The sequence below is a fragment of the Sphingobium sp. RC1 genome, from assembly GCF_059738765.1.
Map to the genome: position 1 here is coordinate 362,766 of NZ_AP027309.1, position 23,659 is coordinate 386,424.

At 61.3% G+C, this 23,659-nt stretch carries 21 protein-coding genes and 1 riboswitch; of the genes, 8 read left to right on the top strand and 13 right to left on the bottom strand.

Annotation, left to right across the window (positions count from 1 at the left end; all coding sequences use genetic code 11):
* The first annotated feature begins 182 nt into the window (after positions 1–182).
* A complete protein-coding gene (locus AC6JBC_RS17920) occupies positions 183–1,505 on the top strand; it encodes an MFS transporter (RefSeq protein ID WP_498026812.1) in 1,323 nt (440 codons plus the stop codon).
* 29 nt (positions 1,506–1,534) lie between these two features.
* On the opposite strand, the gene AC6JBC_RS17925 is transcribed toward AC6JBC_RS17920, so the two are convergent.
* From AC6JBC_RS17925 to AC6JBC_RS17940, 4 genes are read right to left on the bottom strand one after another with little or no spacing between them, the layout of a single operon-like run.
* Positions 1,535–2,920 (bottom strand): FAD-binding oxidoreductase, encoded by a 1,386-nt coding sequence (locus tag AC6JBC_RS17925; RefSeq protein WP_498026813.1) that lies wholly within the window; start codon positions 2,918–2,920, stop codon positions 1,535–1,537.
* A gap of 31 nt (positions 2,921–2,951) precedes the next feature.
* A complete protein-coding gene (locus tag AC6JBC_RS17930; RefSeq protein ID WP_498026814.1) occupies positions 2,952–4,706 on the bottom strand; it encodes an N-acyl-D-amino-acid deacylase family protein in 1,755 nt (584 codons plus the stop codon).
* Positions 4,703–5,557 carry a hypothetical protein gene (locus tag AC6JBC_RS17935; protein ID WP_498026815.1) on the bottom strand — a complete coding sequence of 285 codons (855 nt, stop codon included), beginning with the start codon at positions 5,555–5,557 and terminating at the stop codon, positions 4,703–4,705. Before AC6JBC_RS17935 ends, AC6JBC_RS17930 begins: the two co-directional genes overlap by 4 nt.
* 14 nt (positions 5,558–5,571) lie before the next feature.
* Positions 5,572–6,432: a TauD/TfdA dioxygenase family protein gene (locus AC6JBC_RS17940; RefSeq protein WP_498026816.1), complete on the bottom strand. Its 861-nt coding sequence runs from the start codon at positions 6,430–6,432 to the stop codon at positions 5,572–5,574.
* Between the two features lie 122 nt (positions 6,433–6,554).
* Here AC6JBC_RS17940 and AC6JBC_RS17945 point away from each other — a divergent pair, with 122 nt between their 5' ends.
* Positions 6,555–7,805 (top strand): TetR/AcrR family transcriptional regulator, encoded by a 1,251-nt coding sequence (locus AC6JBC_RS17945; protein WP_498026817.1) that lies wholly within the window; start codon positions 6,555–6,557, stop codon positions 7,803–7,805.
* 50 nt (positions 7,806–7,855) lie between these two features.
* Here AC6JBC_RS17945 and AC6JBC_RS17950 read toward each other — a convergent pair whose 3' ends face one another.
* Together AC6JBC_RS17950 and AC6JBC_RS17955 are read right to left on the bottom strand one after the other, a co-directional pair.
* The gene (locus AC6JBC_RS17950; protein WP_498026818.1) at positions 7,856–8,563 is read right to left on the bottom strand and encodes a TetR/AcrR family transcriptional regulator; all 708 of its coding nucleotides are present in this window, start codon (positions 8,561–8,563) and stop codon (positions 7,856–7,858) included.
* Positions 8,564–8,681: 118 nt separating this feature from the next.
* A complete protein-coding gene (locus AC6JBC_RS17955) occupies positions 8,682–9,362 on the bottom strand; it encodes a TetR/AcrR family transcriptional regulator (protein ID WP_498026819.1) in 681 nt (226 codons plus the stop codon).
* 199 nt (positions 9,363–9,561) lie between these two features.
* Between AC6JBC_RS17955 and bktB the strand changes: the two genes are divergently transcribed.
* From bktB to AC6JBC_RS17975, 4 genes are all read left to right on the top strand, one after another.
* Positions 9,562–10,746, top strand: a complete 1,185-nt coding sequence (gene bktB / locus AC6JBC_RS17960) for a beta-ketothiolase BktB (protein WP_498026821.1) — start codon at positions 9,562–9,564, stop codon at positions 10,744–10,746.
* A 199-nt stretch (positions 10,747–10,945) separates the two neighbouring features.
* Positions 10,946–11,257 carry a hypothetical protein gene (locus tag AC6JBC_RS17965; protein ID WP_498026822.1) on the top strand — a complete coding sequence of 104 codons (312 nt, stop codon included), beginning with the start codon at positions 10,946–10,948 and terminating at the stop codon, positions 11,255–11,257.
* Between the two features lie 192 nt (positions 11,258–11,449).
* The gene (locus AC6JBC_RS17970; RefSeq protein WP_498026823.1) at positions 11,450–13,201 is read left to right on the top strand and encodes an N-acyl-D-amino-acid deacylase family protein; all 1,752 of its coding nucleotides are present in this window, start codon (positions 11,450–11,452) and stop codon (positions 13,199–13,201) included.
* A gap of 55 nt (positions 13,202–13,256) precedes the next feature.
* Positions 13,257–13,787 carry a VOC family protein gene (locus AC6JBC_RS17975; RefSeq protein WP_498026847.1) on the top strand — a complete coding sequence of 177 codons (531 nt, stop codon included), beginning with the start codon at positions 13,257–13,259 and terminating at the stop codon, positions 13,785–13,787.
* A 43-nt stretch (positions 13,788–13,830) separates the two neighbouring features.
* On the opposite strand, the gene AC6JBC_RS17980 is transcribed toward AC6JBC_RS17975, so the two are convergent.
* The 3 genes from AC6JBC_RS17980 to AC6JBC_RS17990 all read right to left on the bottom strand — a co-directional run bounded on the left by AC6JBC_RS17980 (position 13,831) and on the right by AC6JBC_RS17990 (position 16,176).
* Positions 13,831–14,721 carry a hypothetical protein gene (locus AC6JBC_RS17980; RefSeq protein WP_498026824.1) on the bottom strand — a complete coding sequence of 297 codons (891 nt, stop codon included), beginning with the start codon at positions 14,719–14,721 and terminating at the stop codon, positions 13,831–13,833.
* A 34-nt stretch (positions 14,722–14,755) separates the two neighbouring features.
* On the bottom strand, positions 14,756–15,133 hold the full coding sequence (locus tag AC6JBC_RS17985) for a hypothetical protein (protein ID WP_498026825.1): 378 nt from the start codon (positions 15,131–15,133) through the stop codon (positions 14,756–14,758).
* 293 nt (positions 15,134–15,426) lie between these two features.
* Positions 15,427–16,176, bottom strand: a complete 750-nt coding sequence (locus AC6JBC_RS17990) for a helix-turn-helix domain-containing protein (RefSeq protein ID WP_498026826.1) — start codon at positions 16,174–16,176, stop codon at positions 15,427–15,429.
* A 316-nt stretch (positions 16,177–16,492) separates the two neighbouring features.
* Here AC6JBC_RS17990 and AC6JBC_RS17995 point away from each other — a divergent pair, with 316 nt between their 5' ends.
* On the top strand, positions 16,493–16,945 hold the full coding sequence (locus tag AC6JBC_RS17995) for a MaoC family dehydratase (RefSeq protein ID WP_498026827.1): 453 nt from the start codon (positions 16,493–16,495) through the stop codon (positions 16,943–16,945).
* A 38-nt stretch (positions 16,946–16,983) separates the two neighbouring features.
* Here the strand turns inward: AC6JBC_RS17995 and AC6JBC_RS18000 are convergent, their stop codons facing one another.
* The 4 genes from AC6JBC_RS18000 to AC6JBC_RS18015 form a co-directional block, all read right to left on the bottom strand.
* Positions 16,984–17,226: a hypothetical protein gene (locus AC6JBC_RS18000; protein WP_464789616.1), complete on the bottom strand. Its 243-nt coding sequence runs from the start codon at positions 17,224–17,226 to the stop codon at positions 16,984–16,986.
* Between the two features lie 230 nt (positions 17,227–17,456).
* On the bottom strand, positions 17,457–19,415 hold the full coding sequence (locus AC6JBC_RS18005; protein ID WP_498026848.1) for a TonB-dependent receptor: 1,959 nt from the start codon (positions 19,413–19,415) through the stop codon (positions 17,457–17,459).
* 240 nt (positions 19,416–19,655) lie between these two features.
* A riboswitch (cobalamin riboswitch) is annotated at positions 19,656–19,902 on the bottom strand.
* 237 nt (positions 19,903–20,139) lie between these two features.
* Positions 20,140–20,319: a hypothetical protein gene (locus AC6JBC_RS18010; protein ID WP_449469801.1), complete on the bottom strand. Its 180-nt coding sequence runs from the start codon at positions 20,317–20,319 to the stop codon at positions 20,140–20,142.
* Positions 20,320–20,503: 184 nt separating this feature from the next.
* Positions 20,504–21,397 (bottom strand): LysR family transcriptional regulator, encoded by an 894-nt coding sequence (locus AC6JBC_RS18015; protein ID WP_498026828.1) that lies wholly within the window; start codon positions 21,395–21,397, stop codon positions 20,504–20,506.
* Positions 21,398–21,507: 110 nt separating this feature from the next.
* Here AC6JBC_RS18015 and AC6JBC_RS18020 point away from each other — a divergent pair, with 110 nt between their 5' ends.
* Positions 21,508–23,610, top strand: coding sequence for a malate synthase G (locus AC6JBC_RS18020; protein WP_498026829.1), 2,103 nt, complete (start codon positions 21,508–21,510; stop codon positions 23,608–23,610).
* Positions 23,611–23,659 lie beyond the last annotated feature (49 nt).

Genomic DNA, 23,659 nt, shown 5'->3' on the forward strand with positions numbered 1-23,659 from the left:
TAGCACGCCGTAAAACGAATAATAAGACATCCTGTGTTGCAAAAAATGCAATTTGCGTTTCGGGTTCGGAATTTGGCGGATATGGGATGGGATCGGCGGCTGACAGCGCCTGATGATCGGAATGGGGAGGTTTCAGCCGGGATGATTGATGTGCTCTTCCACCTTCACGAAGGTCGGTTCGCATGACCGGTCAGGCGCGTGAGTCGGGGCCGCGCCTTGCGGCATTTTCGGTGACCAGCATCGCGACCGGCGGGTTCAACATTCCGCTCCAGACCTATTTGCCTGCCTTTTACGCGACGGTGATCGGCATGGATCTGGCGACCGTGGGGCTGGTCTTCATGATCAGCCGCCTGTGGAGCGCGGCGGCCGATCCGGTGATCGGATGGGCTTCGGACCACACACGCACACGCATTGGAAGGCGGAAACCCTGGATTTTGGGCGGCGGTGTGCTGTTCCTTCTGTCCCTGCTCGCGGTCTTTTCTCCGCCTGCCGGAGCCACGCCGCTCTATCTTGGCGGATGGTTGCTGCTGCTGTGCCTGGGGTGGACCGCCACGTCCACGCCGCTTTACGCCTGGGGCGGGGAGATGGCTTCATCGCCGGTCGAGCGAGCACGTGTCCAAGCCTATATCCAGACGGGGTCGTCCATCGGCATCTTTCTGGTGCTGGTTCTGCCTGCCGTGCTGGATGCGTTGGGACGGGGTAATCCTGAAGTCCGGGTCGGATCGATGGGGGCGCTGGTCGCCGCTGTCCTCGCTGTTGGCATGGTGCTGATCGCCTTTCTCTTTCGCGAGCCGTCGCTGCCGGAACGCCCGCCCGCAGGCGCGAACTGGCGGCAGGGGATGAAGGCGGTGCTGACCGATGCAGCACTTTGGCGGATCGTGGCGTCGGACTTTTTCGTCGCGCTGGGGCAGGGCTTTCGCACTGCCGTATTCCTGTTCTTCGTGACGCGTTACATGGGCATGGCTTCACCTGCCATGCTGCTGATGCTGCAATATGCATTCGGCATGTTCGCAGCGCCGCTATGGGCGCGGATCAGTTACCGGTTCGGGAGGCTAAGAACGCTGATCATGGCCGAGGGCGCGCAGGTTGCGATCAACCTGATGGTCCTGTTCCTGACGCCGGATCGCATGTGGCTGTTCATCCTGCTGATCGTGGGGCAGGGGCTGACGCAGGGATCGGGCAATCTGATGCTGCGGTCGATGATTTATGATGTGGCGGATCGTCATCGCGAGGGCAGCGGCGTGGAACGGGCCGGGCTGTTTTCATCCGTGTTCAATGTGACGACCAATGCGGCCTATGCGATCGCAGTGGGCATAGCCTTGTCCGTCGTGGGCTTGCTCGGATTTGATCCAAGGTCTTCAGGATCGGAAGGGGTCGCGGCCGTACATCTGTTTTTCGCGATCGGTCCCGCCGTTGGACATCTGCTGTCGATCCTTGTGATCAGCTGGAACCGCGGGAGCAGAGGTTTAAGGCTGGACGCTGAAAGCCGCCTGCCTTCCGCTTGATCCTCAGATTCCGATGAACGAGGGTTGCGTCAAAGGTCGATAACCTTTTCAGGGTTCATGATGCCATCCGGGTCAAGAGCCCGTTTGATCTGGCGCATGACCTCGACAGCGGCGCCATGCTCCGTAACGAGATGGGCTTTCTTGCCAATGCCGATGCCATGCTCGCCCGTGCAGCTACCCTCCATGGCGAGAGCGATTTCGACGATCCGTTCCGACAATGCCTTCGCCTTTCGCGTCTCGTCGGCCGAGTTTGGATCGAAGACGAGGATGACATGGAAGTTTCCGTCGCCGACATGACCCACGATCGGTGCGGTAAGGCCACTTGCCTCAATGGCACTGCGCGTTTCCTCTATACAGTCGCAAAGCCGCGAAATCGGCACGCAGACATCTGTTGCGATCGCCTTGCACCCCGGCCGCAGCGCGAGATTGGCATAATGGACCTTGTGGCGTGCTTCCCAAAGCGCGGTTCGGTCCTCTGTCTTCGTCGCCCAGGTGAATTGGCCGACGCCATTGTCCGCCGCGATCTGGCTGAAGCTTTCCGCCTGTTCCGCGACGCCTGCCGGTGTGCCGTGAAATTCCAGGAACAGCGTCGGACGTTCGCGATAGTTTGTCCGACTATAGGCATTTATCGCGCGGATCTGTAGCGGATCGAGCAATTCGATACGGGCGACGGGAAGGCCGATCTGGATCGTCTGGATTACTGCGTTCACCGCGCCGCGCAATGTTTCAAATTCGCAGACAGCGGCGGAAACCGCTTCGGGCTGACCGTAAAGGCGCAAGGTGACTTCGGTGATGATGCCGAGCGTGCCTTCGGACCCGACGAACAGCCCGGTGAGGTCGTACCCGGCCGCGGATTTACGCGCCCGCCCGCCGGTGTGGATGATCCGGCCATCGGCAAGCACCACCGTCAGTCCCAGCACATTCTGCCGCATCGTGCCGTAGCGAACCGCGTTGGTGCCGGAGGCGCGTGTCGAAGCCATGCCGCCGAGGGACGCGTCCGCGCCCGGATCGACGGGGAAGAACAGGCCCGTGTCGCGCAGTTCGCTATTCAGCTGCTTTCGGGTGACGCCCGCCTGCACGGTGCAGTCCAGGTCTTCCGTGCTGACGCGCAGGACCTGATTCATGCGGGAGAGGTCGATGCAAAGACCGCCTCTTGCCGCCAGAAAATTGCCTTCCAGCGATGTGCCGGTGCCGTAAGGCGTGACGGCGATGCCCCGTTCCTTGCAGAAAATGACTGCTGCGGCGACTTCCTCCGTGCTGAGGGGGAAGACAACCGCGTCCGGGGGCATGGCCGGATAGAAGGTCTCTGCCCGGCCATGATGATCGCGGATGGCAACGCTATCACTGAACCGATCGCCGAACATGACGCGCAGGGCGGACCAGTCAGCTTGCGGGACTTGTACCGCTGTTGCCATTTGCATCTCTCCTGTGGGTCAGTGACCCACGTTACAACGCTCCGGCATATTCCTCCACTGTGTTAGCTGGTGCGGTTTGAGCGCCCCTGACCAGCCGCCCCGGTCGGGCGCCGGTCGCGTTGTCGGTGCGGCGGATGATTTTGCCCGAAACGATGGTGGCGACGAAGCCGGTGGCTTTCTGGTCCAGCCGCCTGCCGCCTCCCGGCAGATCATAACGTATATGGGGGGCGTGGAGGCGCAGGGCTTCAAGGTCGATGATGTTGATGTCCGCCTTGTAGCCGGGCGCGATCCTGCCCCGGTCGCGCAGACCCATGGTCTCTGCCGGGCGTGAGGTGAGGGCGCGGATGGCCTGAGGGGTGCTGAGCTTTGGCCCGGCGCGATCGCGGGTCCAGTAAGTCAGCAAGAAGGTGGGATAGCTCGCGTCGCAGATCGCCGCATAATGAGCGCCGCCATCCCCCAGTCCCATCACCGTGTCCGGATGCATGATCAGGTCATGCACCGTGTCGAGGTTGCCATTATAGAAGTTGCCGAGTGTGTTGTAGAGCATCCCCCTGCCATCGCCGCCGTTCATCATGAGGTCGTAGGCGACCTCCTCCGGGGTGAGGTTCAGGTTGCGCGCTTGCGCTCCGACGCTGCTTTCCGCCGGTGGTTCATAATTGGGCGGGTCGGAGAGGGGGAAGATCCAGTCCCAGTTGCGGGTCATCATCGCCAGGGGATGGCCCTCATGCGGCTGTTCCGCGATAAATTTTGCGCGAAATTCCGGGTCGCGCAGATGCATGAGTTGTTGATCGAGCGGCAGGGTGGCGATCGCTTCATAGCTTGGGCAGAGCGAGAAGGGGTGGCTGGACAGTTCAAAGCCGCAGACCATGCCGACGGGGCGGGGAAGTATTTGCGGGCTGATCTTCAGGCCCTGCGCATTGGCCTCCTCGCAGATGCGTAGCGCGTCCTGCCAGACGGGCTCACCCGTGTTGGAGGTGCCAAGCGTGAAGGTGGCTGGCCGGTTCGCTGCCCTTGCGACGGTGAGAAGGTGGGCAAGCTCGTCAATCCAGCTGGAAAAGGGGGCGTCCAGCACCATCTGCAAGACGCCGGTGTCGGCGTCCCGCATGGCGCCCGCTATGGCTTTGAGTTCCTCGACATCGGCCTGATAGCTGGGGATATTCTCTCCAGCCTTTGTGCGGTGGATGAGCAGGCGTGAGGTTGCAAAGCCGATCGCGCCCGCATCCAGTGCTTCGCGGGTGAGGGCCTGCATCTTTTCAAGGTCGGCAGGGGTGGCGGTTTCGCGCTGCGCGCCGCGTTCGCCCATCACGAAGACGCGCAGCGGGCTGTGCGGCAGAAGCGCGGCAACGTCGATGTCGCGGGGACGGCTTTCGAGGGCGTTCAGATAGTCTGGGAAGCTTTCCCAATCCCAGCTGAGCCCTTCGGCCATGACGACGCCGGGAATGTCCTCGACACCCTCCATCAGACGGATCAAACGGTCGTGATCAGCAGCGCGGCAAGGCGCGAAGCCCACGCCGCAATTGCCGATCACGACCGTGGTCACGCCATGGGAGGAGGAGGGGGAGAGTTCCTCCGACCAGATGGCCTGACCATCATAATGGGTATGGATATCGACGAAGCCGGGGGTGACGGTGAGGCCGGTGGCGTCGATGACTTCGTGGGCTTCGCCGGTAAAGGGGCCGACGCTGACGATTTTTCCATCATGGATGACGACATCGCTAATGAAGGGCTCGCCGCCGCTGCCATCGACGATGGTGCCGCCGCGGATCAGCAGGTCGCATGTGCTCATTCGGCTGCCCTCGCTACAGGTTCGAGGCTGGTTTTGCCGTCCGACGCCCAGAAGGCGCCTTCTTGTGACGTATCGACCTCTTCGACGCCGCGCACGCCCAGCGCTTCGCGCGCCTCGGCCAGCGGCAGGTGGAATACGGTTTCAAGCTTCTTCATGAAGAGGGCGTCGCTCTGCTGCCCCACCTTCATGCCGCGCTGGATCGCATTGACGGCGGTGGGCCACACTTCGGGATAATGCAGCATCGTGCGCACGGTGTAGCGGAGCGATCCAAAGATCTGGATCATGTTGACCTCCGCCGCCAGATGCGGGTTGCGCATATGTTTGGGCACGTTGGTCAGGCGATACCAATAGGGCACCAGTTCGCCCATGAAATTGAAGCCGCCGCCGCACAGGATATGTTCGAAGTCATGCGTCTGGCCAGAGCGCAGATTATAATATTGAAGCTGCGTTTCGGGTTCTTTCCAGGGCGTGATCTGGATCTCATAATCTCCGGCAGTCATCTGCTGGTAGAAGATGCCGCCCAAAGAGCCGGGTTCATATTGTTGGAAATCTTCGATCTTGTAGGTCGAAATGAAGCCTTCGCTGAACCAGGCGTCCAGTTCGGGATTTACCTTCCTCTCCTGCGTGAACATGTCTTCGATCGCGTCGAAGTCGCGGAGTGAATCCAGGATCGGGAGGAACTCGTACATTTCGGCAGGCGGAGGCATGTCGGGACCGTTGCGCCGCAACAGGATCATCGCCAGCCATTCGCGCAGGCGCGGATTGTTCAGATATTTGGACGAGGAGATGAGTATGCTGCTGTCCGTTTCGACGGGCATCAGGCCGCGCGCGAGATAGGGAATGTCGACCATCTTTTGTCGTTCCTTCAATCAAGTACCAATTGCTTGTTGCCTGAACCCCAGGCGCTGATCCGTTCATCCCCCACCTTGAATTGCGGCAGCAGGTCGAAGAAGCTCTTGTCCGCGACGACGATGCGCTGGAGTCGGCGGGGCGTCATGCCGGTGAGGTCGCCGCGCGCATGCTGGAGCGCGATATTGTCCCAGATGACGAGGTCGCCATTGTTCCAATGGTGGCGGTAGATGCGATCTTCGCGATAGAGTTCGGCAAACAGGGCGTTCAGCGTGGCGTCGCTTTCCGGCTGGTCCATGCCGGTGATGCGGGCGGTCTGCATGTCGCTGATATAGAGGATGGGCTCGCCGGTCCGGGGGTGGGGGATGATGACCGGGCGTATCTGATGTGGCATGTCGGTCGAACTATCGTAGCCGACCGTCCGGTGCGTCTGGATCGGCGCGATCATGGTGACCGCTTCCCGGCCCGCGACGGCTGCTTTCAATGGTGGCGGAAGGGCGGTTGCTGCTACCGCTCCATTGGCGAAGTCGGTCCAGCTTTGCCCGTCATTTACGTCCACCGCGTGGAGGGAGATGATCTTGAAGGGTTCTTCGGTGAAGGCCAGATCGCTGTGCCAGGTGAGCGGCCCCGATCCGAGCGCGCCGTCGCTGGAGATTTCGCGATATTCACCGTGCGATCCCAGGACGCGGCCGAAATTTTCGAGCAGCCGGACCTGATCGGCTTCGCTGAGCTTCTGATCGCGGAACAGGATGAGCTTGTGGCGATCGAATAGCTCGGTCAGCCGCTGTTCGAAGCCGTCGGGCAGCGGCCATTGCAGCCGAACGCCGATTTCGACGCCGAACGGTTCCAGCGGCCGCTCCGTCCATGGCAATGCCATTTTATCGCTCTCCATCTTTCTATATGACCGAACGGTATCGAACCGTTCGGTTTTCGTCAAGAAGCATGGGTGCATCGGTGTCTGAGCCTGTTATAGCAGGTTCCAATGTGCGGGGATGCTGGATGAAAGTGGTAGCGGAGGTCGGGAGCCAACTGGCGTCGCCGCGCGTCCGGCATTTGCTGTCGTCGGCGCGCGCGCAGTTTGTCGAGCGCGGTTTCGACGCGGTGAGCATCGATTCGATCGCCCGCACCGCAGGCGTCAGCAAGGAAACGATCTACCGCCACTTCCCCGACAAGGAAGCGCTGTTCCGCGCGGCGCTGGATGCGCAGGGCGCGGAGTTCGATGCTCGCGCGGCGGCGGTGCATGAAGGCGCGGCTACTGGCGGATCGGAACTGGCGGGACTCGCGCGGGCGATTCTGGATTCTGCGCTGGATCAGGGAATGTTCGGTGCGCTCTGGGTTGCCGCTGGCGTGGCGCACAAGATGCCTGATCTGGCAGCATCACTACAAAGCGGGCAGGGCATGCGGCTGGAGCCCGTGCGGCTGGCGCTGGAGGAGTATGCGAGGGACAAGGGCGTTGACCGCCCGGTGCCGCTGGAACTGGCGCTGGATTTCGGATCGCTGGCGGTGGAAGGCCCCGTTGTCCTCATGGGTTTTCCGCCTGCTCCGCCAGAACATCGCGAGCGGATAGCGCAGCAAGCGGTCGCGCTTTTCGTTCAGGGTCTCCGGGCGGGAAAGCCGAGTGGCTTGCTTTCGCCGGAGCCGTTATTCGACGCCGAGCCGCCACTGCGTGAGGAGCCGCTTCCCCATATCCGAACCTTGCTCGATGTAGCAGGGCGCCATTTTCTGGATGAGGGGTATGAAGGCGCCAACCTGAACCTCATCGGGGAAGAGGCGCGCGTGGGGCGGGGTACGCTCTACCGGCATTTCGCCAGCAAGGCGGGGCTGTTTGCAGCTGCAATGCGCATAATGGCCGAAGATTGCGCGCCCGCGGCAAGCCCGCCAGCGTTGCCGTTAGGTGAAGCCGATCCGGCGGCATTAAGACGATATGTGGAAGCGGCCTTGGATAGCCTGGCTTCCAGCCGTTCAATCCGGTTACACCGCGTCGTCATCAGTCAGTCCCGCCGGGACGCTGCATTGGCGCGGGACGTCTACCTAATCCTGCGAAGGCCGTGGGTGACGGGGTTGATCCCCTGGCTGGAAAGCCTGGGCGTCAAAGAGAGTGCGGACTGGCATGCGCGCCAACTGTTGGTGCTTGCGATGCGTGGCAACCGTCTGCTGGCGGGCGGGCATTCCGTCTCAAAGCTTGAACGGCGGCATTATGCGGAACGTGCGGCGGCGATATTCCTGCGTGGGTTCATGGCAGTGATTTGAGCCTATCTCGAATCCGCCGAATCTGGTGAAGAAGGTTCCCAATTCACGTCCTACGGCGTGACAGGCGTTCCCGATCGGATGAATGCTGCGGTTTCGGGCTCGCATGATTTCATCTGCTCCAGAAATTGCTGGATGCGTGGTTCCGCGACGCCAAGCCCGCGCGCGCAGAAGAGGATCGCGTCGCGCAACACGCGATCTTCCTCATAGGGTATCGCAGTCTTTTCATGGCAGCGCGCCACCAGCATCATCGTGCTGATATGTTCTATGAAAGCGCCGACATTCGTTGTCGAAAGCGTTTCTCCGGAAATTCCCCCGTCGGCCCGTGCCGCCTGCAACGCCTTTTCCAGATTGGGCAGCGTCAGGCGCAAGGCCCGGCGATAGACGAGGCGAGCGTAGCCCCCGTCGCCGGCAAGGCTGCCCAAGACCATGCGCAAGCCTTCTGCATTGAGGGCGTACATCCCGGCGGTCGCATATCTGAAGGTGCGCCGCAAAATTTCGAGCAAGCCCTCTGTGCTGGCTTCGGCATCACCGAATGATCGGAAGACCCTGTTCTGGTCTGCGATCACCTCGCGCAATACGGCCCGATAGATGTGCGTCTTGGTAGGAAAATGGCGGAACAGCAGGGCTTCCGATACACCTGCGGCGCGGGCAATCTGCTGCGTCCGCGCGCCTTCCAACCCGTGGCGCGCGAAAACCGCCCTGGCGGCCGCGATGATGGAAGCGCGGCGGCCGATGCTGGAAAGACGGGTGGCGGACATCGTTTGTAATATTACTCCGGGATCAGGCTGGGCGGTCGGCGTCTCCGCCTTCGGGAAATGTGAGAAAGGCAGTTTAAGGCGTTAAGGATCGGAAACAAGGCAGATGCACGTTGACCCGCTATTCCGGCATGGCGCCTGCCGTGGCTTTCCCGTCAGGCCGGTCCTGTTCGATCGTCGCGATAAATCGGCTCAGCAGCGCCTTTTGCCGTTCGATCATCACTGGAGAGAGCGGGTCGATGCCTGCCAATCCTCGGGAAAGAGGGGCGGCCCAGAAATAGCCGAACATCATGTTGAAGATGGCAACGATCTGGAGGATCAGATCCTCAGCCGGAGGCTCGACCTCGGCCGCGCGTGTGATCCGCCGTCCATAATCCATCAACCGTTCTACCCAGGCCATGCCGATCTCGTCCCGATCCGATGGGGGCGACAGGATCGACCGGATAAGCAGCATGGACACATTGGGATGCTGCGCCAGCACATCGATCAGCCTGTCGGACAGCGTGCGAAAGGAGGCTTCTCGCGGCGACCGGTTGATGGTCGCTTCCATCTCGTCCGCCAAGGGTTGGAGCGCCCGTTGCAGAACTTGCCGGTACAGGGCGTCCTTGCTTTCGAAATGCTTGTACAGGCCGGGCTGCTGGATGTTCGCCGCTGCGGCGATGTCGCGTAATGCGGTCGCTTCATAGCCCTTCTGCGCGAATAGCAGTTCCGCCGTGTCCAGCAAGCGGTCGGCGGTGCGCTGTCCCTTGCTGGTGCGTTGGACGACATGTTCGCTGATGGCGCGCTGGGCGGTGCTGGTCATGGGTTTGTTCGTAACGGGCCGACCGGGATTTGGCCATATGTCGCGGCTGATCTGGTCGGAAAGCACAGCCATTCCTATATGGTCAGGGGTCGCCGCCACCCATGTGGCAGGGTGCGCATTGTCCTTGACAGTTACGTGTGGGGGCGCATGAGCGCCTGCAAGTGCGGAACGGCGCATCCCATTGCTCAGAGGATCAGAGATGGAAGATATTTACATTGTCAGCGGCGTCAGGACGGCGATTGGCGATTTCGGCGGCTCGTTGAAGCCCTTCATGCCTTCGCAGCTCGGCAGCATCGTCGTGAAGGAAGCGCTGTCCCGTGCCGGTGTGTCGGCTTCCGACGTTGAGCATGTCGTGATGGGTCAGGTCATGCCGACCAGCGCCCGCGATGGCATGCTGTCGCGCATTATCGCCTTGCAGGCGGGGGTTCCGTTCGAGGTTCCGGCGCTGACACTGAACAGGCTTTGCGGATCGGGCGTGCAGGCGATTGTATCGGCCGCGCAGATGATGAAGCTGGGTGAAGCGTCGATTACCGTCGCGGGTGGCGCTGAATCGATGTCCAATGTGCCTTACCATGATCATGGCGCGCGCTGGGGCCGGAAGATGGGCGACAATCCGGTAGAGGATGCGCTGGTCTGCGGGCTTCAGGATGCGAGCGGCGGATACCATATGGGCGTGACGGCGGAAAACTGCGCCGAACGTCATGGCATCACGCGCGAACAGCAGGATGCGCTCGCGGTCGAAGGGCATCAGCGCGCGGTGCGGGCCATCGCGGAAGGCCGGTTCAAGGAACAGATCGTGCCGGTCGAGGTCAAGACGCGCAAGGGCGTGACCATGTTCGACACGGACGAACATCCCCGCGCCGACACCAGCGCCGAGACGCTGGCTGCCATGCGTCCTGCGTTCAAGAAAGATGGCGGTACGGTTACCGCAGGCAACGCGTCCGGCATCAATGATGGCGCGGCCGCCGTCGTCCTGGCGACGGCAAGCGAAGTGGAACGGCGCGGGCTGAAACCGCTAGCGAAGATACTTGCCTGGGGCCATGCGGGGGTGGAACCGGAATATATGGGTGAAGGCCCGATCAAGGCGGTGCCGGTTGCCCTGAAGCGGGCCGGGCTGACGCTGGATCAGATGGACGTGATCGAAGCCAACGAAGCCTTCGCGGCGCAGGCTCTTTCGGTAGCCAACGCGTTGCAGTTCGATGGGGAAAAGCTGAACCCGAACGGATCGGGCATCGCGCTTGGTCATCCTGTCGGCGCGACTGGCACGATCCTGACGATCAAGGCCGCTTATGAACTGAAGCGGATCGGCGGCCGCTATGCCCTTATCACCATGTGCATCGGCGGCGGCCAGGGCATCGCGCTGGTGATCGAGAATATCGACTGACGATTGAATATCACGCCGAACCCCGGACATTCGGGGTTCGGCCTGACTGTCGATGCCCGTAGGAGAGCAGCTCTGCTGCTTTCGACGTTCCTATCCTGAACATGATGCGTCATGTTCTCTCCTTATTTCGAGAACTCAATCACTTGTCGTGCGTTTGGACGAGGCGGCGGTTTGACCACCCGCTGGCATGGAGTAGATCATGTCCGTTCTCGTCGAGTTTCCCGGAGGCGCATGCCGCGAAGTTCCCAGTCAGCTCCGGGCGATCGGTCCACGGCAGAATGGTGCGCCTGAATTCGAACAGGTCCCGCTCAATTGCGATCCCCAGTGGAAATTTGAACGCAAAGATGGCCGCTGGGTCGCGGTGCGTCGCCAGGGACAGTTGTTGGCGCTACGTCCCGCTACCCCTGCGTGGTGGCATTTTGTCACACTTATGATGGAGCCTGAACGGTTCTCGACCGTTGCGGGCATTGCGGATCAGGGAGTCGAGGCGGGGCTTCAATCGGCGGCCTGATCCCGACCGATGGGATCACCGATCAATCCCGATCGGGGTCATTCGATGATCCCGCGACCCACTTGCCCGAAGGTGAACTTGCGGTGGTCGTCCCAGTCGCGATAGCGTGCATCCAGCACGATCGCCGGTAAGAGGCGACACAGATGCAACGGCTTCGGCTCGAGGGAAAACAAGCCTCAAGAGGAGAGAGAGATGACGGACATGTTGATCCGTGGCGGCACGGTGGTCGATGGCACAGGCGCGCCCGGCTATGCTGCTGACGTGCGCGTGGCAGGCGGCAGGATCACCGAGATCGGCGCGGGTCTGACCGCCGCCGCCGGTGAGGAAGTGGTGGATGCCAGCGGATGCTATGTGACGCCGGGCTTCATCGAAAGCCATACCCATTATGACGCGACGATGTGGTGGCAGCCGGATTTGGATCCCTTGCCGGGGAACGGGGCGACGACGGTGATTTTGGGCAATTGCGGATTTAGCGCAGCGCCGCTTTCGAAGGAAAAGGCCGCGCAATTGGAGATGATCAAGATTTTCTCCTTCTTCGAGGATATTCCCTTGAAGCCCTTCCTCCAGAACGTCCCCTGGGACTGGGAGAAGTGGTCGGAATATAAGGCGTCGATGGCGCGCAACATCAGCCTGCCTGCCAATTACTCTGCGTTCGTCGGCCATATTGCCCTGCGTCTCGCTGCGATGGGCGTTGAAGCATGGGATCGCGCGGCAACGGCTGAAGAGATTGCGCGCATGGCCGAACTGCTGGAGGATGCGCTGGCCGCTGGCGCTCTTGGGCTCTCGGACAATCTGCACGACCATGATGGCGACGACCGCGCCATCCCCACATTGCTTGCCGATGATGCGGAGTTCGAAGCGCTATTTGCGGTGATGGAGCGCTATCCCGGCACCACCTATCAGGTCATCATCGACACCTTCATGCGCAAGACCGGACCGGAAAGTCTGGAGCGGCTCGGGCGGCTGACGAAAGGCCGGGCGATCCGTATGCAGGTGGCGGGTGGCATTCCGACGCTGGAATTCCAGAAGGATATTCTGCCCCGATTGCAGGACACCCTTGCGAAGCTGAAGGAAGAAGGGATCGATGTCTGGCCAGGCTACGCGCATGTCTCGCCGACCAGCACGCTGAGCCTCGTCAAGTCGCTTATCTTCGCCCAGTCCAATGACTATATCTGGCATGAGGTTGTCCTTGCCGAAACGCACGAGGAAAAGGCACGCTTGCTTGCCGATCCCGATTGGCGGGCGCGGGCGCGGGAGAGTTGGGACACCAAGGCCTGGCCGCATTCGCCGATGAACAATCCGCAGGACTTGTATCTGCTGGATAGCGAAAATGGCACCGGACCCGTGGGCGGCACTTTGAAGGAATTTGCAGAGTCGCGTGGCCTGCACCGTTCGGACGCGATGGCGCAGTGGATTCTTGAGAATGGCACCAAATCCACCGTGCATATGGCGCCCTTCCCGAAGGATGAGGACCTGACCATCCAGTTGATGTTGGACCCGCAGACGGTTGGGAATATCTCCGACGCGGGCGCGCATCTTCAGATGCTGTGCGGTGGTGGTGAGAATATTCTGCTCTTCACCAAATATGTCCGCGAAGGCTTGCTGACGGTGGAGCAGGCGATCCATGTAAAGACGGGCAAGCTCGCCAATTTCTTCGGCCTGCATGATACGGGCGAGATCAAGGTCGGGCGCCGCGCCGACATTGCCGTCTTCAACCTGAGCGAGGTCGAATATCGCAATATGGAAAAGCGGTTCGACGTGCCCGATGGCGACGGCGGTACGACATGGCGCTTCACCCGTCCGGCGGCGCCCATGCGGCTTACGCTGGTGAATGGGGTCAAGACCTTCGATGGCAACAGCTATACCGGCGCCCGTCCGGGCGAATATCTGGTGCCCACCGCTGCGGCGAATGACGCGCTGGCTTCGTTGGAAGCCGCTGAATAAAGAAACGGGTGCGGGCGGTGCATGCCGTTCGCACCTCGTCCTTGCAAAAGGGAATATCGATTTGGCTAAATTCGGTGCGATCGACCAGATCGGGATATTGGTGGATGATCTCGATGCCAGCATAAATCGCTGGATCGACCATTCGGGCGTGGGTCCATGGACCGTATTCCGTAATGTCGCGCTGGATGGCCAATATCGTGGCGAGCCGACGCGGGTCACGATGCATGTCGGATTGTGCTATCAGGATGGCGTGCAAATTGAACTGATAGAGGCCACGAACGACGCTCCGTCACCCTATCGGGCTGATAATGGGTCGCGCTTGCTGGGCCTTCATCACATCGCCCGCATAGTCGATGATCTGGACGCCGCCGTTGAGACGGCGGTGGCGGGGGGCATGGAAGTGCTTTTCACGGCGCATAATCCTGCCACGCGCGTCGCCTATTTGCGCGTCCCCGGCGAGCCAGGGCAATTATTCGAATTTATCTGCGGCCCTGACATGCGCGGCATGTGCGAAGCGGGGATCGCGGCGGCTCGCGACTGGGACGGCAGCGATCCTGTAACGGTGATCGACTTCGCGGCAATGTAGTAGGCGGCTGCCCCTCATCAGAGGGGCAGTGCCAATCCTGATCTTACTCCGCGGCCATGGAGGTCATGCCCTGATGGCTTGGCCTCGGGTCTTCGCTGATTGCGGTGGTCCATGCCCATTCACCCGGCTTTGGCGGATTAGTGATGCCGAATTCCTCGCGAATATCTGTCACCTGCCAGTCGAGATAGTCGCGATAGGGGATTAGGAAGAGGGGATGCTTCCAGTTACGGCCCTGTGCCGCGCCAATGTCTTCAGCGTCCAGCTCTATCTTCACCGACTCAGGATAGAATAGCCCGCTCTTCATCATCGTCTTGGCGCGCAGATAGGAGCTGACGCGGTTGAAGAAGGATGCGAGTTCGGGCGTGAAATATTTATAAAGCGCTCGCATGTTCGCTGCCAGCAGCGCTATTTCACCCGCATGATTGGTTTCAAAACCCGTGATCATATGTTCGATGTCATGGGTATGAGTCCGCTCCTTCATGTAGAAGTCGAAATCGGTCTCTATCTCCATCCCCTGGAAGAAATGGTCCATATTATAGCCGCTGTTGACCACGAAATCGTAGATCACGGCACGTAGCGTGCCGGGCTCCGCTCCTGCCAGTTCCTCATTTTTGAACAGCGAGACCTTTTTGCCGTCCAGCCAGGTCTTGAATTCAGGAAGCCGTGCCTTTTCTTCTTCGAACAGCTGGAAGATGCGGGGCCAGTTTTCCAGTTCCATCAATATCTTCACGACGTCGGGAATATAGGCCGTGTTAGGCAGTTCAGCCCCGTTCCGCCGCAGCATCTCCTGAGCGATCAGCGCGCGCAGTTGCGGGTGGTTGAGATAGGGCGAAGAACTGATCAAGACGGAGCTTTCGGTCGTGAAGCCCGGCCCCGAGCCGTTATAATATGCAAAATCCGCGCTGCTTACGCGCGCTGCGATCTCGTTTTCCATCATCTCTCTCCTCTTCATTCTGTCTTTTAGAAACTCACCCCAAGTTCGACACCGTAGGTCCGCCCGCGTTCGTAGCTGCGGTCAACGTATCTGCTTTGTAGGGAATGCCGCTCAATATCCCTCTCGTGACGTTGCTGGTGGATACCTTGCCATAAGCGGTCATCCGGTTGGTTGGCCGCCAGATCACGATTGCACGTGGTGACGCGCAGCTGCCCGCGTTGCTCCGCCCGATGGCGGTCACGGCGACGGGCACCTTCTGCAGGCTTCCCTCGCGCCGTTGTGCTGTCACCATGATGTCGGCCAACTGCCCTTGGGCCACAGCCTGTGGGGCCGGGTCGGCAGTCTGCGCCAGAGCCGCTGTCGTTTCGAGCGATGATAGGCCCGCTAACGCAAAGGCAATAGATGAACGCATGGCAATCCCTTCCTTTCGTCGGGCGATGCCATCCCTCGGTATAGGCCGTGCTTCGTTTAGAAGCTCGGTCCACCATCCGGGACCGAACACGCGTGTGCGCATCCGAAAACGGACGTTTGGCGGTGTTCCGCCATTATATTGTTCATGATGCAGCCTGATCTGCGACGCATGGCCGCGAGCCCTTTCTGCATCCTCTCCTGACAGCTTCGGCCACCGATCAGCTCTTCGGCCGAGCCATCTTGTTTGCATGCAGCGTGTCTTGAAATGATCCCTTCGTCAAGTATCATCCACAATCAGCGAGGTTTCAGCGGCGCCACCGGACATGCTACTGCAAGAACAGCGTGCCATTCCCCCGGCAGGGCCGAGGTGCGGCGATCCGCCTGCGCGATTTCCCGCAGTTCGGACCTGAAACGCTCGATCCTTTCCGCGACGCGCGCGACGCCCACGGGCGACAGCTTGACCGTTTCCACGCCGAAGATCGTATCGGGGTCGCCATAGTTCAAATTGAAAAACAGATGCTTCATATGCTGTTCGAAATGCCTGCGCATGGGTTCGCGTTGCCACACATGGGCCGGGTCCAGCCGCGCGCGCAGACGCCCTCCCGGCAGGCGATCGATCAGCGCCAGCCTTTCCAGTCGTTCGACATGTTGCGCGATATGTTCGGGCGGTATGCCAAAGCCTTCCTCGGCTTCGGACACAGGCCAACCCGTGACGATGATGAAGAATATGGTCGATAATTCGGGGCTTGTGGTCAGCGCCTTTTCCTGCGCCAGCGTCAGCTTGTCCGATGACCGATCGCGCACGGCGGCCTCTTCGGCGATTTCGGTGAGCGTGGTGTCGGCGAGCGCGCACAGTTGCGACAAGGTGCGCAGGCCCAGCCCGCGTCCATGCAGCCATCGTTTGACGGTAGCGGTGCCCACGCCAAGCTTATTCGCGACGTCGGCCTGGGTCAGGCCCGCTGCTCGCAGTCGCCGCCGGAGCGCCGCCAGCAGCAGTTCATGTTCCATTCCGAAAGGGTCGTTGGACGGATCAGAGGGGCTCATCAGATGATCCCTTCCCATGCTGCAAGGATGATGTGGGTCGGCCACGGCGCTAGATCATATCCCGCGATGTTCGATCGTGGATGGTTCCGCGATCGATATCCATCCCTCGACTCTTCGGCTGCACGGCTTTCGTGCAGCCGAAGCTTCTTGTCTTCTCCAGTCATGGCCTCTCCAGCTTATTCTTTTAGGAAGGGTAAGTAACTCGACGCCGCTGACAAGGTCCAACTGACCCTCGCCCCACTGGAGCATTTTCCTATCGCATTCGCGCATGCTTGTGCATAGTTTCGCTCTAGGAGCAGCGTGGGGGGTGAATGGAATGGGCCAGTTTCTCGATTATCTTCAGGCGCGAGCGGACGAGGAAGACGTGTCGGACTGGTTCCTGGTCAGTCAGGATATGATCGACCAGTTCGCCGAAGCGACCAAGGATCATCAATATATCCATGTCGATCCGGAGCGCGCGAAGCAGTCACCCTTCGGCGGGACGATCGCTCATGGTTTCCTGACGCTTTCACTCTTGCCGCACCTGTGCGCCGATGCGCGAGGCGACATCGTTCCCGACGGCGCTACGGAGATTAATTATGGCAGCAACAAGCTGCGTTTCCTGGCGCCCGTTCGATCCGGCAAACGTGTGCGCGGAAGGTTCAAGCCGCTGGAGATCGTCGAAAAGCGGCCGGGGCAGATTCAGCTGACCACCGAGGCGACGGTAGAGATAGAAGGTGAGAGCAAGCCCGCCCTCATTTGCGAATGGATAACCCAATTCCAGCTTTGATCCGGCAATCGTCGGAGTAAGCGGATTGGGCTATCCATTTAGGCTGCGGTGTTGGTCGCGTGGAGACCGAAGGCCATGCGCGCGGCGTTGATGGTGTATTCATACTCCTCGCCACCGGGTACGAGGTCGTGCCAGTTCTTGTTCGTGATCGCCGCGAAACTGTCCTGCCATATTTTGCAGGCGATCAGTTGTATTTCTGTTTCCTTGGGGGCGCGCTGTGCTTCCAGGCAATCACGCAATATCGCGTGAAAAACGGCGCCCCTTAATGGTGCGTGCTTCATTGGCATCCTCTCCAGGCAACTGATTCTCTGTCCAGATTGCCGAGGGGAAAGTTGCATAGAGGAGAAAAGACGTCAACTACGTCTCAAAATTTCCATGGGTATTTAACATGTATTACATTGTGGTTTGACTGTTGCCATGCCGACTTTTACTTTATGAACATTGCCGTTCATTATGTAAGCCATTGATTGGGAAGGCCGCAGGCTCTTTCTGGATGCGGCCTTCCCCGGCATCAGAAGCTGAACTTCATGCCGCCCCTCACCGTTCGCGGTTCGACCACGCGGCTTAGCCTCCCTTCGACAGGCTCCGCATCGGCGGCGGGAAGATAGGATTCGTAATAATAAGCGATGTCCTTGTCCCGGCTGCCAAGGATGTTGAGCAGTTCGGCATAGACTTGCACCCGTTTTCCCTTCCAGGCGGCGCGGGCGTTGACGACCGTGCTACCGGAATCCCGCAGGCTATTGTCCTCAATCAGTGGCGAAGGGCCAAGATGACGGACGCGGATGCTGGCTTCCCATGGGTCAAGCACGATGGCTGCGCCAGCGGACGCGGCATTTTTGAAGGCGTTGGGGATATGGTCGCCATTGGTGTAGCGGCTGTGGCTGGCAGTGTAGTTGCCGTCGAAAGCGAGCCAGGGGAGCGGCCGCCAGAAGGCGACAAGCTCATAGCCATGGCGGCGGCTGGCTCCGCTCGGTTCGACCGCGTTGGAGTCGCCGACGAAACGCAGTTCGCTGCCGACATTCAGCCACCAATAGGTCGCGGTGAAGGTTAAGCCGGGCAGTTGCAGGCGGCCGCCCAATTCCTTGCCGGTGCCGCGCACGAGCATGGGAACAGGCGTATCGACATTGACCGCGCCGCGCGCATCGTTGGAATGGAAGCCCCGGCCCCAATTGGCATAAAGTTCGACGCGCGGCGTGATCGCCCAGGCGGCCGACGCCTTGGGCGAGACGAGCGTGTCCGAACCGCTGCCTTCGCCAAGCGCCGCCGCAACTGTGTCGCGTGCGCGGACGTCATAATGATAATAGTCGCCGCGCACGCCTCCAGTGATACGTAGGCCGGGGAGCGGCGTGACGGTCGCTTCGCCATAGAGGGCGGCTGAACCTTGCTTGACGCGATAGCGGCCGAGCGAGGAGAGGAGGGCGCGGTTCGCGGTGCGGTTGACGCCGACATTGCCGATCGCGTCATAGCGGTTTTCCGTGCCCAGTTTCAGTTGCAGCGCCGGGTCGATATCCCAACGCTTTTCGCCTGTGAAGCCGAGGACCCAGCGGCGGTCGAACTGCTCGATCTGCGCGCTGGTGCCGTCGGGGTCGGTGTAGGTGGGGTTGGAGAACATCGTCCAGTCGTAGAACTGGGCATAAAGATTGGCGCGCCATGTCGCCTGAACGGTGGCGAGATTACCGATAATGCGGGTGGTTTCACCGCGCGCGGACGGATCGGGCGAACAGAAGACATCGGGGCAGAGCGGCGTGCCGACGATCCTTTCGGGGATCTGCTCGGTCGGGCGCCATGTGGCGCGATAGGCGTGGAGCGTGGCGTCGATCTTCCCCGCCCCGGCGGGGAGCGTATATTTGGCGAAACCCGCATAGTGACGCAGATGTTCAGGTTCCTGCCACGGCCCGTCATACATCTTTGCCTGGGCGACGAGGGTGAGATTACCCGCGCCCGCCTTTACCGTGCCGCCCGACGCCAGCCTGCGCCAGCCGAAGGAGCCGCCCTCCGCCGCGACCCATGGGCGGTCATAGCCGTCGATCGTGGTCATATAGGCGGCGCCCGCAAGCGCGAAGTCGCCGCCATCGGCGCGATAGGGACCTTTGCGAAAATCCTCCCGTGCGATGATTTCGGGGATGAGGCCGTTGAGGTCGAGATAGCCCTGACCATGGCCATGGGTGCGGAAGTTCATCTGCACCCCGTCAATATAGGTGGTGAAGTCCGACCCATGGTCGAGATTGAAGCCGCGCAGAAAATATTGATTGGCCTTGCCGCTGCCCGAATGCTGGGCGGCGACCAGCCCCGGAACGGCTTCGAGCAGTTCTGCAACGCGCAGCAGCGGGCGGACGAGAAGGTCCGCGCCGCCGACGCTGCCTTCGCTCGCCGCATGGGCGGTGCCGATCTTGTCCTCGCCCCGGCCAAAGACGATGATGGTGCTGGCGTCTTCGCCCGCATCGGCCGTTTCGGCTGCGAAGGCTGGCAGGGGTAGGAGCGTGGCGGTCAGCGCGCAGGCGGCGCGGTGGAAAGGATTGGGCAGTTTCACTTCATGCACTCCGGGCGTCTGGCGACATCCGGCAAGAGACCTGTCGTCAGGCGACGACCGGCGCACGCAGACGGCCGGACGCCCCCAAGGCGGCCGCCAGCGTCACCGAAGCGGCCTCTTGCCGCTCGTTCGTCGCTCAGACGGAAACTACCGTGCCGCGGCCATCCCCTGGACCAAGGCAAGAGCGACCAGACGCTGGCAGGTATCCTGGCTCGCGGGTCATCGCTTGATGCACGGCCTTCCCAGGCCTCGCAGGATTTAGCGTCCGGCCCAGTGACTTGCCCCAACCTGCCTGTGAGGTGGGGCGATGTGCATCGCGCTCGCCGCTTACAGTTGCAGGGACAGCCTTGGCTTGGGGAGGCGGATGCCTCCTTTACCATGTTCCCTTTTAAGCCTCTTTCGAGGCACCGGCGCGATCATTTCCCCAGGGGTTGCCCGGGTGAGTGGGCGATAGCGGAGGTGGGGGGGGTGGGCAAGGGGGGTGATGGGCGGGTGGAGTGGGTGGAGTGGGGCAACATCACTCCCTCTCCCCTTCAGGGGAGAGGGCTGGGGAGAGGGGAGCGGCCTCGGTTGCTTGCAGTCCCCTCTCCCGCCGTCGCTTCGCTCGGCACCCTCTCCCCTGAAGGGGAGAGGGGATGACGTGCGCCCGTTTGTCGCGCCAAGATCAGTTCAGGGTCGCGCCGCGCTCTCGTTGGAGGCGCAGCGCCATGGCCTGGTAGCGGACGGCGCGTTCGTTGTGGAGGGCGATGGTTGCCTGGTCGGCGCCGCGCAGGCGGGCTTCCCTGGCTTGCCGCGCTTCCTGGGCGGCGCAGGCGGAAAAATGTGACGCGTCATTGGGGCGCATGGCCCTTATCCTCTCTCAATCTCTTATGGCTCGAACGATAACATCGGCCTGTTTCCCGCTGCCATTACGCAGGTTAACTCCGGAAAGCTTCTGTTTTTTGACAGCAGGCTTGCAAATCATTGCGGCAGAGGATTTCTGCGCTTTTCAGGCAGTTGAGCGGGTGGCGCTAAGGTGCTTCTTGCTATCAGCCGCCCCGGTTCCACGATGCATCGCGGAAGGTTTCACGCAAGAAGCCGATGAAGGCGTCTACGGCGGCGGGACGGCCTGCGGCGCGGGGGTGGACGGCGTGAACGGCGAGGTCAACGGGGCCTTCCCAGCTATCGAGGACGCGGACGAGGTTGCCTTTTGCGATCAGGTCGCCCACGTCCCAGAGCGAGCGCAAGACGATCCCGACGCCGGTAAGGGCAAGTTCGCGCACGATTTCGCTGCTGTTGGTGCGGACATGGCTTTGGCCATCGATCAGCTTGCGCGCGCGACCATTCACCAGCCGCCAGGGCAATTGTCCATCGGCCGCGAGCAGGCGGTGGCGGGGGAGGTCGGCGATCTTGTCCGGAATGCCATGCGCGGCGAGATAGGCTGGGCTGGCACAGAGGATGCGGCGGTTGGTGGCGAGATGATGCCCCTCCAAATGGAGAGGAATGTCGCTGGTGATGCGGATCGCCACGTCGATACGCTCGGCGAGCAGGTCTTCATAGGCGTCGGACAGGTTGAGTTCGAGGTCGACGCGCGGATGGAGGTCCAGGAAGCGACCGACATGAGGCGCCACATGCAGGCGGCCGAAGGAGGTGGGAGCCGAAATGCGCAGCGGCCCGGACGCACTCCGGTGCCGACTGGTGACGCGTTGCTCCGCCTGCTGGATGGCGTCGAGGATGGCGACAAGGTCGCGGTGCAGGCTGGCGCCTTCCTCCGTCAGGGCAAGGCGGCGCGTGGTGCGATGGATGAGGCGGACGCCGAGGCGCGCTTCCAGCCGGGAGATGCGTTTCGACATCATGGCAGGCGAGATGTTCAATATGCGGCCTGCCGCCGAAAGGCTGCCTGCCTCCACCGCGCGGGCGAAGAGAAGATAATCGGGATCCATCGATGATCTTTTCCTGTGAGGAACAGATGCTTTGAGTTCTTGTTGTCTAGTGCGAGGATGGAGAGGGGTCTATAGGCTTTCGTCACAGTATTTTGGATGGAGAGTTGCCCATGGACGGCATGATCGAGAAATCGGGTGTTATGGTCGCCGCCGAGCTGGCGCGCTTTATCGATGGAGAAGTCCTGCCAGGGACGGGGATCGCAGCGGAAGCATTTTGGCAGGGCGTGGCTGCGATTTTCGAGCGGTTCGCGCCGCTTAATGCGGCTCTGCTGGAAAAGCGCGACGCGATTCAGGCGCAGATCGACAGCTGGCATGGCGAGGAAGCGGCGCGGCCGTTTGATGCGGAGGCCTATCGGGCTTTCCTGACCCAGATCGGCTATCTGGTGCCGGAGCCTGCGCCTTTTTCCATCGGGTCGGGTCGGGTGGATGCAGAGCTGGCGACCATGGCCGGGCCGCAGTTGGTGGTGCCTATCCTAAATGCGCGGTTCCTGTTGAACGCGGCCAATGCGCGTTGGGGCAGCCTTTACGATGCGCTGTATGGGACCGATGCGATCCCCGGCGCGGCGGCGGGCAAAGGCTATGATCCAGCGCGCGGCGCACAGGTGATTGGGTGGGCCAAGGCATTCCTGGATCGGGTGGTTCCTCTGGCGGAAGGAAGTTGGGCGGATTGGGCGGGTGGCACGCCGGTCTTGCGCGACCCCGCGCAACTTGCCGGGCGGGCAGGGGATAACATCCTGCTTCGCAACAATGGGCTGCATATTGAGCTGGTGATCGACGCAAGCCATGCGATCGGGCGGGATGACCCGGTGCATCTGGCCGATGTCGTTCTGGAATCGGCCCTGTCCACCATTTGCGATCTGGAGGATTCCGTTGCGGCGGTCGATGCGGCGGACAAGGTGGCGGCCTATGCCAACTGGCTCGGCCTGATGAAGGGCGATCTTGAGGACAGCTTCGAGAAGAATGGCGCGATGATGACGCGGCGGTTGAATGGCGACCGGGCCTATGTCGCGCCTGATGGGAGCAGCTTGAAGCTGCCGGGGCGGTCATTGCTGTTCGTGCGCAATGTCGGGCATTTGATGACGACGCCTGCGGTGCGGCTGTCCAATGGGAACGAGGCGCCCGAAGGGATATTGGATGGGATCGTTACCAGCCTGATCGCCTTGCACGACATTCGACGGAATGGGCGTTTCGTCAACAGCCGGGCGGGCAGTATCTATATCGTGAAGCCCAAGATGCATGGGCCGGAGGAGGCCGCCTTTACCAATGACCTGTTCGACGCGATCGAGGATCTGCTGGGGCTGGAGCGGCATCAGTTGAAGGTCGGCGTGATGGACGAGGAGCGGCGGACCTCGGCGAACCTCGCGGCCTGCATTCATGCGGTGCGAGATCGGATCGTCTTCATCAATACGGGCTTTCTGGATCGAACGGGGGACGAAATCCATACGTCGATGCGGGCGGGGCCGATGATCCGCAAGGGCGAGATGAAGGGCGCGGCGTGGATCAAGGCTTATGAGGATCGCAATGTGCAGATCGGGCTCGCCTGCGGACTGTCGGGGAAGGCGCAGATCGGGAAGGGCATGTGGGCGGCTCCGGACAGGATGGCGGACATGCTGGAGCAGAAGATTGGGCACCCGATGACGGGGGCGAATACGGCTTGGGTGCCTTCGCCGACGGCTGCGACCTTGCACGCTACGCACTATCATGAGGTTGATGTTTTTGCGCGGCAGGAGGAGCGGAAGGCTGAAGCAGTGGCGGGGTTGGACACGCTGCTGACGATCCCGCTAGCGGCGGGGGCGAACTGGTCGGCGCAAGATGTTCGCGACGAGCTGGATAATAATGCGCAGGGGATATTGGGCTATGTCGTGCGCTGGGTGGATCAGGGCGTCGGCTGCTCCAAGGTGCCGGATATTCATGACGTGGGGCTGATGGAGGACCGGGCGACGTTGCGGATTTCTTCGCAGCATATCGCCAATTGGCTGCTGCATGGCGTCTGTTCTGCGGACGAGGTTGACGCGGCGCTGCGGCGGATGGCGGCCAAGGTCGATGCGCAGAATGCGGACGATCCGCTTTACCAGCCGATGAGCGGGCGGGAGGAGGAGAGCATCGCCTTCCAGGCAGCGCGGGCGCTGGTGTTTGAGGGGGTGGCGCAGCCTAACGGTTATACCGAGCCGTTGCTGCATGCCTATCGGGCGCGGGTGAAGATGCCTGCTTGAACGGTCGTTCGGGCTTGGGTTTTCGCGCGGAGGCGCGGAGGGGTTGCGT

Bases quoted from the DNA above. Each gene is read 5' to 3' on its own strand.
- AC6JBC_RS17920 (WP_498026812.1), top strand. From the start codon at position 183: ATGACCGGTCAGGCGCGTGAGTCGGGGCCGCGCCTTGCGGCATTTTCG.
- AC6JBC_RS17925 (WP_498026813.1), bottom strand. From the start codon at position 2,920: ATGGCAACAGCGGTACAAGTCCCGCAAGCTGACTGGTCCGCCCTGCGC.
- AC6JBC_RS17930 (WP_498026814.1), bottom strand. From the start codon at position 4,706: ATGAGCACATGCGACCTGCTGATCCGCGGCGGCACCATCGTCGATGGC.
- AC6JBC_RS17935 (WP_498026815.1), bottom strand. From the start codon at position 5,557: ATGGTCGACATTCCCTATCTCGCGCGCGGCCTGATGCCCGTCGAAACG.
- AC6JBC_RS17940 (WP_498026816.1), bottom strand. From the start codon at position 6,432: ATGGCATTGCCATGGACGGAGCGGCCGCTGGAACCGTTCGGCGTCGAA.
- AC6JBC_RS17945 (WP_498026817.1), top strand. From the start codon at position 6,555: ATGAAAGTGGTAGCGGAGGTCGGGAGCCAACTGGCGTCGCCGCGCGTC.
- AC6JBC_RS17950 (WP_498026818.1), bottom strand. From the start codon at position 8,563: ATGTCCGCCACCCGTCTTTCCAGCATCGGCCGCCGCGCTTCCATCATC.
- AC6JBC_RS17955 (WP_498026819.1), bottom strand. From the start codon at position 9,362: ATGACCAGCACCGCCCAGCGCGCCATCAGCGAACATGTCGTCCAACGC.
- bktB (WP_498026821.1), top strand. From the start codon at position 9,562: ATGGAAGATATTTACATTGTCAGCGGCGTCAGGACGGCGATTGGCGAT.
- AC6JBC_RS17965 (WP_498026822.1), top strand. From the start codon at position 10,946: ATGTCCGTTCTCGTCGAGTTTCCCGGAGGCGCATGCCGCGAAGTTCCC.
- AC6JBC_RS17970 (WP_498026823.1), top strand. From the start codon at position 11,450: ATGACGGACATGTTGATCCGTGGCGGCACGGTGGTCGATGGCACAGGC.
- AC6JBC_RS17980 (WP_498026824.1), bottom strand. From the start codon at position 14,721: ATGGAAAACGAGATCGCAGCGCGCGTAAGCAGCGCGGATTTTGCATAT.
- AC6JBC_RS17985 (WP_498026825.1), bottom strand. From the start codon at position 15,133: ATGCGTTCATCTATTGCCTTTGCGTTAGCGGGCCTATCATCGCTCGAA.
- AC6JBC_RS17990 (WP_498026826.1), bottom strand. From the start codon at position 16,176: ATGAGCCCCTCTGATCCGTCCAACGACCCTTTCGGAATGGAACATGAA.
- AC6JBC_RS17995 (WP_498026827.1), top strand. From the start codon at position 16,493: ATGGGCCAGTTTCTCGATTATCTTCAGGCGCGAGCGGACGAGGAAGAC.
- AC6JBC_RS18000 (WP_464789616.1), bottom strand. From the start codon at position 17,226: ATGAAGCACGCACCATTAAGGGGCGCCGTTTTTCACGCGATATTGCGT.
- AC6JBC_RS18010 (WP_449469801.1), bottom strand. From the start codon at position 20,319: ATGCGCCCCAATGACGCGTCACATTTTTCCGCCTGCGCCGCCCAGGAA.
- AC6JBC_RS18015 (WP_498026828.1), bottom strand. From the start codon at position 21,397: ATGGATCCCGATTATCTTCTCTTCGCCCGCGCGGTGGAGGCAGGCAGC.
- AC6JBC_RS18020 (WP_498026829.1), top strand. From the start codon at position 21,508: ATGGACGGCATGATCGAGAAATCGGGTGTTATGGTCGCCGCCGAGCTG.